Annotated in this window: 9 protein-coding genes and 2 pseudogenes; 4 read left to right on the top strand and 7 right to left on the bottom strand. The window is 39.6% G+C overall.

Annotation, left to right across the window (positions count from 1 at the left end; translation table 11 throughout):
* Window positions 1-129 precede the first annotated feature (129 nt).
* On the bottom strand, window positions 130-1,089 hold the full coding sequence (locus C7B62_RS20375; RefSeq protein ID WP_233220074.1) for a DUF4158 domain-containing protein: 960 nt from the start codon (window positions 1,087-1,089) through the stop codon (window positions 130-132).
* A gap of 253 nt (window positions 1,090-1,342) precedes the next feature.
* Here C7B62_RS20375 and C7B62_RS20370 point away from each other — a divergent pair, with 253 nt between their 5' ends.
* Window positions 1,343-1,549 carry a hypothetical protein gene (locus C7B62_RS20370; RefSeq protein WP_106241499.1) on the top strand — a complete coding sequence of 69 codons (207 nt, stop codon included), beginning with the start codon at window positions 1,343-1,345 and terminating at the stop codon, window positions 1,547-1,549.
* 131 nt (window positions 1,550-1,680) lie between these two features.
* Window positions 1,681-1,878, top strand: a pseudogene (locus C7B62_RS20365) (IS1 family transposase); the annotation flags it as partial.
* Window positions 1,879-1,932: 54 nt separating this feature from the next.
* On the opposite strand, the gene C7B62_RS20360 reads toward C7B62_RS20365, so the two are convergent.
* Together C7B62_RS20360 and C7B62_RS20355 are read right to left on the bottom strand one after the other, a co-directional pair.
* The gene (locus tag C7B62_RS20360) at window positions 1,933-3,423 is read right to left on the bottom strand and encodes an NAD(P)/FAD-dependent oxidoreductase (RefSeq protein WP_106241495.1); all 1,491 of its coding nucleotides are present in this window, start codon (window positions 3,421-3,423) and stop codon (window positions 1,933-1,935) included.
* Between the two features lie 320 nt (window positions 3,424-3,743).
* On the bottom strand, window positions 3,744-4,259 hold the full coding sequence (locus C7B62_RS20355; protein ID WP_233220073.1) for an IS6 family transposase: 516 nt from the start codon (window positions 4,257-4,259) through the stop codon (window positions 3,744-3,746).
* Window positions 4,260-4,310: 51 nt separating this feature from the next.
* Here C7B62_RS20355 and C7B62_RS20350 point away from each other — a divergent pair.
* Window positions 4,311-4,457, top strand: a pseudogene (locus C7B62_RS20350) (IS701 family transposase); the annotation flags it as partial.
* 57 nt (window positions 4,458-4,514) lie between these two features.
* On the top strand, window positions 4,515-5,867 hold the full coding sequence (locus C7B62_RS20345; RefSeq protein ID WP_106241492.1) for an IS66 family transposase: 1,353 nt from the start codon (window positions 4,515-4,517) through the stop codon (window positions 5,865-5,867).
* Window positions 5,868-6,302: 435 nt separating this feature from the next.
* On the opposite strand, the gene C7B62_RS20340 is transcribed toward C7B62_RS20345, so the two are convergent.
* The 4 genes from C7B62_RS20340 to C7B62_RS20325 form a co-directional block, all read right to left on the bottom strand.
* Window positions 6,303-7,448 carry a sulfotransferase gene (locus C7B62_RS20340; RefSeq protein WP_106241489.1) on the bottom strand — a complete coding sequence of 382 codons (1,146 nt, stop codon included), beginning with the start codon at window positions 7,446-7,448 and terminating at the stop codon, window positions 6,303-6,305.
* 57 nt (window positions 7,449-7,505) lie between these two features.
* Complete coding sequence (locus tag C7B62_RS20335) at window positions 7,506-8,357, bottom strand: SDR family oxidoreductase (RefSeq protein ID WP_106241502.1); 852 nt, start codon at window positions 8,355-8,357, stop codon at window positions 7,506-7,508.
* Window positions 8,358-8,427: 70 nt separating this feature from the next.
* Window positions 8,428-9,741 (bottom strand): DUF1254 domain-containing protein, encoded by a 1,314-nt coding sequence (locus C7B62_RS20330; protein WP_106241485.1) that lies wholly within the window; start codon window positions 9,739-9,741, stop codon window positions 8,428-8,430.
* 278 nt (window positions 9,742-10,019) lie between these two features.
* Window positions 10,020-14,399: aminotransferase class I/II-fold pyridoxal phosphate-dependent enzyme (locus tag C7B62_RS20325; protein WP_146132151.1), on the bottom strand; the 4,380-nt coding region annotated here is incomplete at its 5' end.

Below are 14,399 nucleotides of genomic sequence, written 5' to 3'. Positions count from 1 at the left end.
AGGGGCTGAGTCTAATTAAGCCTTTGTTTCCCGAACCTCCAATAGTTACACCTTTATTTCTAGGCATTCCTTTATCCAGTTTCTCTAACCCCTGCTCCATCTGCCTTTGTAAACTGCTGATAAAAGTCTCTACTCAATTAATTCTTGGTTAATTCGCTTCTCTGCTCGGTTATCAATACGCTTGATAATTGTCGTTAGTATCTCAATTAGACTGTCAGTAACCTCTTGAGCGCGTTGAATACAAAAGGCTGCCATCAAAGTGTAGCGGATAGAATCTTTGTGTCGGCGAAGGTCGTAGGGAGATTCGGTAGATGCTCTATTTCGATAGGTTTTGAGCAACTTTTCCGAAATACCTGTAAATAAATCTGGAGGTAAATCAACAGCACGAATTAATTTTAGCTTTTTAATTTCAGTAAGAAAACTATCCAGCCCCACCGCTCCTGGGTCAGTTTTGAGGAAAGCGAAATCTGACATAATGAATTTTTTGCTCGACTGGGAGGCAGATTCATCATCGTCTGTTTCTTCTGTATTTTCTGTAGAAAGGAGAATATCAATTTGTTCGATTATGGAGGGAGTAAGTTTCTTGAGGGTTGAGGAGCAGAAATCAGCTTCGTATTGGTAAACAGCACTCTTGATTAAGCGTTCGACTTGAAGCTTTGTTGGTGGTTCAATTTGTAATTCTCTCCATCTTTGAGAAACAATTTCCCAGATTGTTTCAAACCTTTGCTCGTTGGGTAATATTTCTAAGATCAGCCAGTTACTCATCTGTTCTGAATCAGTGACAGTGGCAACTCGAAAATCAAATAAATTGCGAATTTCAGCACGATAGACTCGTGCCGAACGTCCTCTAAAATCGTAATCAGAATAAGCACTTTCGGTTACATTAAGTTGTGAAGCGATGTAAGAGATAATAATCCCAGGGATAGATGAGCAATGGTTTGGAAAACTGGCAAAGATTTGAAAATACTTTAATAAAAGAGCGAAACCAATCTTATTTCCCCCAACTTTATTTTCGACTAACTCTAATTCTTGGGGTAATAGCGTCCAATGTTCGATTAGTTCTTCCGTATCCCAATTTGGTTTCACCATTTATCTTCTTCTCACGCCAGTTTATCTTGAGACAGCATAGAAGAATAGGAGAGGATATTATCATTCGTTCAGGAAAAATGCAGATTTAAATTTGTTTGTCAAATCTCTTCTCAAAGCGATATTTGCCAAACTTATCGTTGAACGGGAAAATTGGTTAAATCACTTTGAAAACAGTCAAGAGCTATAATTTATATATAGTAAAGCATTCAGCGTCTCACTGCCTCATATCGCATGAACCCTATATTTTCGCCAAATGGCAGCAGAAGCTATCGAAGGGGAGCAAGCACTTCAGTTTGAATCGGGAGAATTAACTCTACTACGTCAGAAACTGGGTTTATCAGGAGTATCTTCTTCGGTTTTACCAACCGATAATTCTTCTGTTGGCTTAACAAATGCTCAGAAAAGAAAATACAAACCTGGAGTGCGTCAACCTCATCGTGATGTGATTGGAGAGACATAATTGTTTCCTCAAAATAAAAACAGTCCCATTTTATGCTTCCATTATTCCCATTTTATGGTTCAAGTTACAGCATTGATCTAAGATCATATTGACAATTTTAACTATTTTAGAACTAATTAAGCGGACTTCATATGATTCCGTCCAAACGACATAAAAAAGTAGGCAAAGAAACAGGAAAAACTAATTAGATCGAGAGATTTAACTGCACTATGCGACAAAGAATCTCTCGCTTAGTCAGAAAAACCCTCTCATTTTCTAAAAAAGTCGAGAATCATATTGGTGCTATTTGGTATTTTGTTCACCATTACAATCTATCCTTACACCTTTAGGACTACCAATTACTGATTACTGAAATGTGTCAAGCAGTCCGCCAATTCGCTCTTCTATTTATCTAAATCCTGTTTGATAAAAAATGCAGCGCTTCGTGCTGCTTCTAAAATAGTCAATAAGCCACTTCCTGGATGAACCGCCCCTCCAATCCAATACAGACTTTGAATATCTTCAGAGCGAATTGGCGGACGAAACGGACCGAGTTGATTCCAGCTATGACTGAGATTGAAAACAGCACCAAGATGAACACGGTATTCATCTTGCCAAGTTTCGGAAGTATAGCAAGCTTCCTCCTTAATATGATGTTCTATATTTTCAAAACCTAGAAGTGATAAACGTTTAATAGTGAAATCCCGATAGAATTGCTGCTTTTGTTTCCAATCAACACCAAAAGTAGTATTAGGAATTGGAACTAATACGTAGAGGGTACTGTGTCCTGCTGGTGCATTACTGGGATCGACAATTGTAGGATTACAAACGTAAAAAGATGGATTTTGTTCATCCAGTACCGAATCATCAATCCACGGGCGATCTCGACGGCGAATGTGTTCGGAAAGATAGAGTTGGTGGTGAGGTAAATCCTCATAGCGACAATCAATCCCCAAATAGAGCATGAATGTTGAACAGGAAAATTGCATTGCTTTTAGCTTGTTACCACCATAACGTCCTCTGGCCGATTTTGGTAACAAGTGCCTTACACCGTAACCGAAGTCAGCATTAACAATAACTGCATCTGCTTTAACATACTCTCCATTGGTTAGCTCTACGCCACATGCCTGTCCGTTTTCAACGAGTACCTGACGAACCGAACAGTTTAAATGTAGTCTTGTTCCCAAATCTTTTGCTCCATCAGCCATTGCTCGCATTAAAGCGCGAAACCCACCTTCTGGATGCCAAACGCCATCAGCAAATTCAAGAAACGGAATTAAGCTAAAAATACTAGAGCATACGGTCGGATGCATACCTAAGTATTTCGATGGATAGCTTAAAGCATAAACTATCCGCTCATCCTTAAAAAATCGCCATAAATGCTGATATAAAGTTTCCCATGGTCGAAAAGAAAGTGCAGATACAATTTCTTTTGGACGTAAATAACCTAGAGGTGTCCGAACAGGCGAACCTATGTAAGGCTTATATCCTTTCTTATTCTTGCGTATATGCTCTAAATACCAACGATCAAATGCTTGAGGTAAGTCTGGACGAATATTTCTAAGCTGAACTTTAAACGCCTCTAAATCTGATGTAAGGTCGAGCTGAGAATCATCCCAAAACCGCAATCGAACGTTAGGTTCAAGTTTTTTCAAATGAATATAATTGGAGAAGTCTAATCCAGACTCAGCAAATAATTCTTCATATACTCGCGGCACTTGCAAAATGGTTGGTCCAGTGTCAAAAGCGTAAGAACCTATCTCCAAACCTCTAGTTCTCCCACCAACTTTATCAGCCGCTTCAAAAATCTGTACTGAGTACCCTTGATGAGCTAGCCGCATAGCCGTACTGAGACCTCCAGGACCTGCCCCCACAATAATAACTGATTTTTGCATATTCTGAAAACAATAACTTTAATAACTAATAACTGATTTTTGCATATTCTGAAAACAATAACTTTGTAAATGTGAATACAATGTAATGTAGGCGAAATATAGGGTTCGTACGAAGAAGTGCAGCCTGCGCTTGAAACCTAGTCTGTGTTTGCTTCATAGGCAACGAATTACGCTGTCTTTTACAATCCGATTTTTTGACTAATTGATAAGTTTTTTGGGCAACCAACGTAATACAGGACAAAAAGAAGAATTCGTGGTTGTGTTGCAAAGAGAAGAGATAAAGGTAAAAAGTCCAGATAAACCCTGGATTATCCTTAAATTTAGACAGCTATCCCAAATAGAGAATGAATAAATTTGATTTGACCGAAGACATCTCCTCGTTCCACATTTTTAATTTGACCTTTGCGAATCATATTCATTGATTCATAACCTGCAATAGTACGATTAGCACTCCAGAAATTCCTGAAGTTTTGACTGGCAATAACTCTCCGCTTCGTGTAACGATGGTCTTGTTCAATCAAATTGTTCAAGTATTTAACTGCTCGATGTTCAACCGATTCAGACAACACTACCGATTTAGAAAGTTCTTCGATAGCTTTGGGATAAGCCTTCGCCCTGTCTGTATTAATTACTCTGATTACATCTGAATGTCCATGACTAATGGCTTTGGTGAGGAATCTTTTGGCAGCTAGAGCATCTCTCTTGGCAGTTAGTAGAAAATCAATGGTCTGACCGTCACTGTTAATAGCTCGATAGAGATATTTGGATTCTCCATTAACCTTGATATAAGTCTCGTCTACCTGGACTTTAGGAAAAGAAGTAAAAAAATCAGCCACAATACTGATCTAGTAATGCTTGTACTTGAATGCTAGCTTTTGACTTCCAGAATGAAAGAAACAACCTTGTCGGCGATGCCACCATGCTTTGAAAAATGGTGCGCCAAATTTGACAATTTATGGAAAAACCAAGGTCAAAAAAAGGGATTTCGTTATTATTTAGCTGGATTGCTGGGGGAAAGTAAGCGTAAAAATATTGTAATTGCTCAACTAGGGTAAAGTTGACAAAAACCGCAAAAACGGTAGAGTGAGCTTATGGAAGAACTGCCAGACATCAAACAACTAGACGCAGAGGCAAAAGATGCCTTGATAGTTGTGCTGTGGTCAGAAGTACAAAAACTAAGCCAACAACTAGTTAAAAAGCCAAAGAAGACATCCCAGAATTCTAGCTTACCACCAGCAAAAGGATTCAAAGCACAAATTAAAAGCAAAGATAAAGCAAGTGAGTTCAAAAGAGCAGGGAGTATTGGCAGAGAAGGAGGAGGTCGCCAACTGAGTGAGAATCCAGACCAAATCATCACAGCCAAAATCAACAATTGTGAAGAATGTGGAACAAAACTAGCATTATCATTGCAACAATTAATCCAACGCTACGACAAAATAGACATCCCACCAATTCAGCCAGTAGTGACCAGAGTAGAAAGATATGGTTGTACTTGTCCAGAATGTGGGCAGCAGCAGATTGCGACAGTCCCAGTGGGAATGGAACCAGGTAGTCCATTTGGAGCGAGAATAGCTGCATTAGTGACGACAATGAGATATGGACATGGCATCAGTTATTGCCGGATGAATAAAATGCTCGCAGAAGTGTTTGGCTTGGAGATATCTGAAGGGGCAATCGCCAATCTACTATTAAGAGTTAAAGAGCAACTACAATCATCCGTAGACGGAATTGTGGAAAGCGTAAGAAGCTCAAGGCTGGTATGCAGTGACGAAACTAGCGCCAGAGTCAATGGCAAAAACCAGTGGGAATGGGTCTTTCAAAACGACCAAGTGTGTTTGCATGTGATTCGCCCGTCTCGTGGTGGTGATGTGATTCGGGAGGTGATGGAAGAGAATCGCCCTCAAGTATGGGTTTCAGACCTTTTCAGTGCCCAGAAGACTCATCCAGCCGAAGGTTGGCAAGTATGCTTGGCTCATCAACTACGAGATTGTCAGTATGGGATTGATGCTGGAGATGAGATCTTCTCGAACCAAATGAAGCAGATTTTGCTCAGAGCATTTGTTATGCACCGCCGATGGTCAGAGTTAGCCGTATCTACCCAAGCTCAATATCGATTGAAACTCAGGCGAGACTTATCCCTGGCTTTGGCATTATCCCCGACACAAGCTGATGGTGTTCGACTGCAAAATCGTTATCGAGACTTGCGAGAACATCTATTTCTCTTTCTAGAAGACTCGACGATTCCACCGACTAATAACAGTAGTGAACAAGCACTGCGCTGGAGTGTGATTTTTCGGAAAGTCACAAATGGTTTCCGCTCTGACTGGGGACGGGATCTGTTTGCTGCTGTTCGGTCAATTGTTAATACTGGCAAACGACAAGGTTTATCCGCTTTTGAATCAATTCTTGTTGCTTTAAACCCCTTGGAATCTTTATTTCCCTGAGTTGAGCAATTACCTTTAGAATTAGATAAACCGAAAACTGTTTGGGTAGCTACCATCCAAGCCAAAACTAAGGGTCTTGAAGGTAAAAGAGAGCTAGCGATCGTCATGAATGATAGCTCTGTATCTGAATTTAAAAGGGGTTTTGGATTTCATCGAGCATCAGCCTCAGCTAGTAGACTTGTTGTGAAATAAAGTTTAAAACTGCTAAAAAGCTCATCATATAAGGTTTACAGATATTTGCTCTTTAAGATAGCTAGATGCTTTGATTGACAATGGTTTCACCCATTTTTTGAGCTTAATTCACAACAAGTCTAGTAATTAAATACTACTACATCACTGGTTTTACTTTTTGCAACACTACCTTTTTTTCTCCCATCTTTCGGTTTTTCTTCCAAAATGGGATGCTCCCCGTCCCAAGTTTTTGCAATAGAACCACTAATCCTGTGCGTGAGATGGAGATTGATAATCCCACCGTTCGATCCAATTGCCCCATGCTTCTTGAACACGTCGCAAGTTTGCTTCCGTATAATTATAAACATTTTGACTGTAGTCTTTTTGACTATCCAGGTAAGGTTGAAAATAACTCTGAGCGTTGCTAAAGTTTGATATGTTCAAGTGTTCATAAATGTAGCGCACAGTTTCCAAGGGACGATCTCGGAGGTGTTCAAAAGAAATCTCAACTAATTTGTCTGGGGGAAGTGCTGCACTTTGACAATCGTAGGCTTGCATCATTAGCCTATAGCGTTGCAAAATACCATTTTGCAACTCTTCTAATGGAACCAATCGCTGCATGCGCAAGCCTCGAGTATATACCTGAAGCATTTTGATAGTGGATTCAAAAACCTCATAAGGATTACGATAAATATGTATAAAACGAGCTTCAGGAAAAATTTTGATTAATGTGTTGATACGACAGGTATTGACAGGATTTTTTAACAGTAACTGGCGGTTGCTGCCAGCAATAGAAATCTTTTTGAGAAACCATACATAGTCTTGCTGCCAAGCAGCCCGCTCTGCTAATGTCAAATTTTCAAGTAGGGCATAACGCTGGAAAAAATCGTCCGCAACTCGGGGAAAAAGAATACTATGATAAAAACTCATGGGAGAAAAACCGACAATTCCTTCTTCTTCTTCTTCTGGCAAGCTTAGTCCAACCTTGACTTCGTCCATAGCTCTTTTTGAAGGTAGCGTACGTTCCAAAATTGACTTGAAGCCATCAAGCATGAAAAAAGTTTTGGGAAAGTAAACATGCATGTATGAGGGAAAGCAAAACTGAGGATCTTGGCATAATAAATTGTGCAAATAACTAGTTCCACTACGCCAATGACCAACAATGAATATAGGGGCTTTAGTAATCTGCGTCGCTTCAATTTTGGAACTATAAACAACCTTCTCAGATACCAATAAAGGAATTTCTAAAAACTTAACAAGTAGGAGTAAAAAGGCACGACCAAGATAGGGAAAATCAACACCATATCGAATCATTAGAGACAGAAAAACTGCAAAAGGTAAGTCTATATTAGATATAGTATGACTAATTGCTGCTGTTCTGGCTGTAGTAGTTTCTGAAGATTGAGACATAATCTTTAATTTGTTTCTTTAATAAAGTTCATCATTTGTAATGCATCAATTATTCAATTAATAACTTTGATCGTTTGATTCAACTTTTTCCTCATTTTCTTTTCTTACCTTAGCTACTAGTCTATCAGCGTACCAGCCAAGGCAAGAAAAAAGAACACTGTGAAAATAAGATAGCAAAGTTATTTCCCAACCAGGTGTAATGGCAAAAGATTTCTTTTTGATTCCCTTGACAATCTCATAAGCAACATCGTGCGCGCTCCAAATACCGGCACTACCAGTAATCGCCTTTGTCTCCAAAGGTTTTGTCTTATTTTCCTGCTCTAATTGTGGGGTATCGGTGTCAGGGGGGTAAACAATTGAAAGATCGATACCAAATAACTTAAGCTCACCTCGCAGTGACTCTGCTAATCCTCGTAGTGCAAATTTACTAGGACAGTATGGAGTATAGCCATATATGCCAGTCAGCCCAGCAGCAGAGGATATGAGCACAATATGCCCCTGTCTTTTTTGCTCCATAAATCCAAGGACAGCTTTGATAGCGTAAAGTGTTCCGAAGTAATTGACAGCCATTGTACGTTCAAATATCTCAAATTCTAAATCTTGAAAGTAGCCAGGATGAGCAATACCAGCAGAGGTAATTAACAGGTCAACTGAACCTATTTGATCGATAAACGTATTAATGGCTTGTTTTACTTGTATTCCCTCAGCCACATCAACCGAAAGTGCCAAAACCTGCTGAGTCGTCTTAACTCTAACTTTTTTTATTTCATTCGTAGCCGCCTCTAATTTTGTTTTGCTACGAGCAATAATTGAAATATGCATTCCTTCTTTAGCTAATAACTTAGCGACAGCTTTACCAATACCGCTTGAGCCACCAGTGATAATTGCGTGCTGTCCAGCAAAGTACATTGATTTTTTCTTTGTATATGCCATCTTAATCTAGCCTTTCCTTAGGTAGTAGTTTTTTTGCCTTGCATCATCAATGTCTCTTTTCTATCCTTGTGACTGCAGGAGGCGTATAATTGCCCTCGATGGCATCCTCACTAGGTCCAAACAGACGAAGAACAATATAAAAGTAACCATCTGGTGCAGGAAGCCAATTAGAAACTTCTGCATCCAGGGGAGTAGGTTTTTGCAGGTGCAAAGTTAACCCCCCATCCTTGTTGTACTTTAGGAATTTTGATCGGCTACCAAGGGCGTAACGCTTGAGAGAGTTTTCTACCAGCAGTAAACTATTTGCATCATACATCGTTAGCGACCAGAAGAACTTTACAGGTGGGAAATGATCCTTTGCAAAGCTCAATACATAGTTTGCTTTGCTGCCATCTAATCGCTGACTGTTAGAATCAGTCTGTGTCTGAAAGTAGATTGCCTCTTTTGGGGAAAGGGCATAGAGATATGCCCAAGCGACACGTGCTCGCAACTCATAGTTTTGACCGTACGTACCGATATGAGGATCGGGTTTTGTCCAGCCTTTGACTCGCTTTTCTTCTGCCTTAAGCAGGCTCTTTATTCTTGTTTTCCCGTCTCTTATTCCAGTCTTCATGACTTCGCTAGCTTCTTCTGAGAGGCTTGAAACATCAAACGGTGCTCCTGGCTTTACACCAATTTTCGCGAAACGTTTAAGCAGCGACCTTTCCCTTTCTCCAAACTCATACCACTGCATCATGTAATTCATGTATTCGAAGAACTTTAGCGAATCGTCCTTTTTTGGATTATAGAACGGTGGCCACTGAAGTTCTGGGGGAGGTGATGATTCGATACCCAGATAGGTGCTCAGGCGGATAATATGCATTTGATCCTGAAGAGCATTAGCGACTTTAAAGTTCGTATCATCATCGACGCCCATACGCGCCAGTGCGAAAATAAGGCGAGAAGATGATCTGATGCTAGTCGTAACTGGCAGATTTTTTGACGAATGGCTATCACAATCTGGACCTGCGACAAGCAAAACTTTGCTACCACTTCCAGTTGTTCGCGTGCTTACAATTGAAAGATTGTCCGTCGTAATATCAACAAATTGTATCGAAAAATATCGATTTTCCATTGGCGGTATAGTGATAATTACTGGCTCAACACGAACGTCGAGAATCGCCCCAGAGTAAAGGGTGTCATTGTTAAGTGTCACAACGTCATTATCTGCAGAAGTCGCAAGCTGCCTGATATGCTGAAAAACGTTTGTTCCTGTAAATTTGGATGAATCAGATCTTAGTGCTTGTGCGAAGAGCTTGGAGTGTTCAACGAGTGGTAACCCAAAAACGTAGGCTTCTTCCGTGATCTTTCTATGCTTCATCGTTAATTGCCTCTAAACGTATGTTTGTTTTCACAAGAGTTTCCTTTGTTGTTAAATTAGTATCTTTTTATTTTTGATAGCAGGACAAACGTTTACTTAAGTTAGGTTAAGCAAAAGAGCGACTTTTAACACTTCCACAGTTGGGTAAGATTGGAAGATCGCCCTTGCCAACAATACCTGCCTATTGACAGACACACGGTATAAGCCTTCTGTAATGCAAAATATATTTATGTGCCACATAAATATATTTTGTGTAAACGAATTTAAATGCCTGATTCTTACGCGGTAGCACTATCTATTTTCAGTTTGGAAAATTCTTCTACAAGAGTTTCAATTGTGAAATAAATGTTCTCTTTGGTATGCTCAGAAGTGATAAAAAATCGCAAACGTGCGGCATTTTGTGGCACAGAAGGAGAACCCATAAACCCTATATTCAAATTGCGTTTTGAGAGATTATGAGATAGTTTGATCACATCTAAAGTATCACCTATAATTATTGGAACTATAGCAGAATCCTGACTCATTCCAGTGTTTAATCCTTGTTTCTGTGCTAAGGAAAGAAATAGTCTGGAATTTTCTCGTAACCTTTCTACTCTCTCTGGCTGAGCTTTTAACAATTTTATTGCCGCTAAAGCAGCTGCCGTATTAGCGGGAGAAATACCCGTAGCATAGACAAAACCTGGAGCACTGTATCTTAAATACTTTATTAAAGCTTGGCTTCCAGCAATATAGCCACCCGAACTACCGAAAGCTTTGCTTAAAGTTCCCATCCAGATATCTACATCACTAGCTTTTATGCCAAAGTGTTCTCGAATTCCACCGCCTGTTTTACCTAGAACACCGATAGAATGTGCCTCATCTATCATCAAAAAAACTTTATGTTGTTTTTTGATTTCGATAAGTTGGGGTAAGTTAGCTACATCACCATCAGCACTATAAACTCCTTCAACCGCAACTAATACCCGCTGATAGTCATGGCGACGAGCAGTTAATATTTGATCCACTGCTTTCCAATCATTATGAGGAAAGCTAACCAAACTAGCACCAGATAACAAGCTTCCCTGAACGATGCTGTTATGACTTAAAGCATCATAAACGATTAAATCTTGTTTGCCAAATAAATGACCAATGGTAGTTTCGTTGGTAGCATGCCCTGATACCAAAACTATACTGGCTTCAGTACCGATGAAATTAGATATTTCTTTCTCTAATTGTTGATGTAAAGGGATTTCTCCTGAAAGTATACGACTAGCACCGACTGAAGATCCGTACTTATCAACAGCTTGTTTAACTGCTTGAGAAACAATAGGATCTCCAGACATTCCCAGATAATTGAAGCTACAATAGTTAATTAACTCTTTGCCGTCAATAATTGTCTTATTATTAGCTAAACTTTCCTGAGGAACAAAAAAAGGATTACTGATTCCCAAATCTTCAATATCTCTTAATAGTTTTTCTATATCTTGATATGGTTGATATAGTTCGAAACTGTAGAATTCTGGAGCAATTTCTTTACGCTTTGCTTCATTATAATTGTATCCTAATGATTGTTGACCTAAATGATTCACTAAACTTTCTAGGGTAGGATAGTCAAGTAACAAAGTAGAACTCAAAGAAATGCCCAAACTTGATTCTAGACGATTTTTCAATTCGACGGCCATTAAAGAGTCTATCCCTAGCTCGGACAAAGGTTGTCGAAGCTTTATTCTTTGCGGCTCTTTTAAACCTAATACTATCGCAGTTTCAGAGCGAATATGAGTCATAAGCAGTTCCTCACGCTTTTCGACAGGTGTTGTCTCTAATTGCTGAATCAACGTAGACTTCTGGGGTAACAACTGCTCAAATGAACTCAAACTCTTAAGCAATGGCATTTTGGCTTGAATCGGAAGTTGCCTCAAAAATTCAGACCAGTTGATAGGCAGCACTCCTACTTGAGTTGCTTCGCTAAATAAGAGTTCTTCTAAGGCTTGAATACCCTTATCTGGAGTGATGAAAGTCAAACCTTGAGTTTGCATTCGATTTTGATGTTGAATAGTCAGATTAGCCGCCATACCTCCTTGACTCCAAGGTCCCCAATTTATACTCAGACCTGGCAATCCCATACCTCGACGGTGGTAGACTAAAGCATCCATAAAAGCGTTAGCGGCGGCATAGTTGCTTTGTCCTAATGAACCTAGTAGGGAAGACATGGAAGAGAAACAGACAAAGAAATCGAGTGATAAATGACTTGTTAATTGATGGAGATACATTGCCCCTTTTACTTTGGGCGCCATAACTTTGGTGAATTGTTCCCAGCTTTGATGAGACAATATTCCGTCATCTAAGACTCCTGCGGCATGAATTATTCCTTTTATAGGAGGGAAAGAGGTTTCAATTCGTTCGAGAATATAACTCACATCTTCTTGATGGGAAATATCTCCCTGTATAACTAGTATATTGACTCCTGCTTTTTCTAAGGCAGATATGGCTTTTCGAGAATTTTCTGAAGGTGCTCCACGTCCTGTTAAGACTAGATTCCTTGCTCCTTGCTCTATCAACCATCGAGATACCTCCATTCCTAAAACTCCTAAACCCCCTGTTATTAAATAACTAGCAAAGGCTGAAACGGAAACTTCTGCTTTTTGGTTTTTTGGTAAATTGGCCGCAGATGGCTGATGCTGACGAACCAATCGAGACACATAACGTAATTGATGCCGATAAGCTATCTGGTCTTCTTCTGATGGAGATAGTAACTCTTGGATTAATAATGAACTTATCTCATCTAGATTTAATACTGAGTCCAAGTCAACTCGCCGACAGTTAATTTCTGGATATTCTAAAGCAATTACTCGTCCTAATCCCCACAAAGTTGCAGATTCTGGATGTAGGACTTCTTGAGGATTAATTACGCTTTGAGTTCCATTGGTTACCAGCCACAAAGGAGGTGGGCTATCTAATGAGTTCTGAGTTAATGCTTGTACTATATGGAGTATTGTCGCACAACCTAGCTCTTGACTTATCTGTAATTTTTCCTTCCCAAGAAATTCGGCTTTTTCATCATTTATATTCCAAAGATGAACAATCCCTGATATTTCGGGAATCTCTTGAAGTAACTGAATAAAACCTTCTGTTTGTAAAGGGTCGATCTGATAACGCTTTTCATCTAACTGTCGATATTCTTCACTAGGCAAGACTAAAACGCATTTTTGACCTTGCTGCTCTAAAACTGATGTTAGTTGTCTTCCAACTTCAGTAGTAGGAACAAATAGTAGCCAGGTTCCTTGAGCAGTATCCTTTTTCAAGGGTGAATTTACCTCCAGAGGCTGAGGCAACCAGCTAATTTCATAGAACCAATCTTTTAGATTCGGCTTTAGACTTCTAAGTAAGACTTCTTTAGGAGCTTTACGCCCTTCAAAACCGATGATCTCGGCAATTTTTTCTCCTGCTTGATTAAAAAGAAGAATGTCACCAACAAAATTTGTTTGTTTATCGTTCTGTTGATTTTGGCTGCGTCCATAACACCATAGCGTTCCTGTGTCAGGGCGTTGGAAAAATTTAAAGCTCTTTATGCGGAAAGGGATAATAATAAAGTCTTCATCGACCATCTCGTCAAGTTTATTGTATTCTCCCCAAACTCCCAAAAGTTGAAAGCAGGAATCTATCAAACCTGGATGAAGTTCATACTCGCTTACTTCATCGGGTAAGTCGGGCATTTGCATTTGACATAATACTTCTCCATCTCCTGTCCAGATTGGTCCTATCCAACGAAACGCCGAACCGAGATTGTATCCCGCCTGCCACATTTTTTCATATAATTCTGACCCAGAGCTATTCTGGCTACATCTAGCTTTAATTTGTTCTGGTTCTACTGATTCCCACTCAGCTAACGACTCATTGAGAGTAGGAATAATTTTAACTTGTCCCGTAGCGTGACTATTCCAGCTTGAAACGTTGTTTTCTTTTTCATAAAAAGTACTGACGATTTCCCAAGAAAATTCCGTATTAGATTGAGGGTCTAAAATCAGTTGCACAGCCTTTAGATCATAATCGTCTAAAAGCAAGGCTTCTGGAAAGAAAACTTGTTCTAAGCTACAACACGAAGTTTGAAAGATGTCCTGAGCAGCTAACAGCAACCAGGATACGTGAGAAGATGCTGGCACCACTACTGTTCCATAAAGCCGATGTTGATCCATGTAAGCAGGAGAGTGAGCGTTGAAGTAAGACTGAAAGATTGTTTGTTGAGACCTGCCCAAAAGTAATCTTTGACCGAGTAAGGGATGTATTTTTTTCGCTTGCGATAAAGCTTTAGTTTGATAATTGGCTTTGTTGTTTTCTATCCAATAGCGTTCCCTTTGGAAAGGATAAGTTGGTAGCGCTACCTTATTAGCGCAATTGTAACTATAAACTCCTGCCCAATCTACTTCTATTCCCTCTACGTACAACTGTGCCAAACTCTGTAGCATTTGTTGCCAATCTTCCACTCCAGAACGCAAAGAAGGCAACCATAGCTTTTGAGATTCCAGAAGACATTGACTTCCCATCCCTAATAGAACAGGCTTTGGTCCGATTTCTAAGAAAATAGAACAATTCTCTTGGTCTAACGTATTAATACTATCGGCAAATCTCACTGGTTGACGTATATGAGTTACCCAATATTCGGCAGCAGCAATATTTTGAGA

The sequence above is a fragment of the Pleurocapsa sp. CCALA 161 genome, assembly GCF_003003995.1.
Classification (GTDB): domain Bacteria; phylum Cyanobacteriota; class Cyanobacteriia; order Cyanobacteriales; family Xenococcaceae; genus Waterburya.
This window is presented reverse-complemented; position numbering and strand designations above follow the sequence as displayed.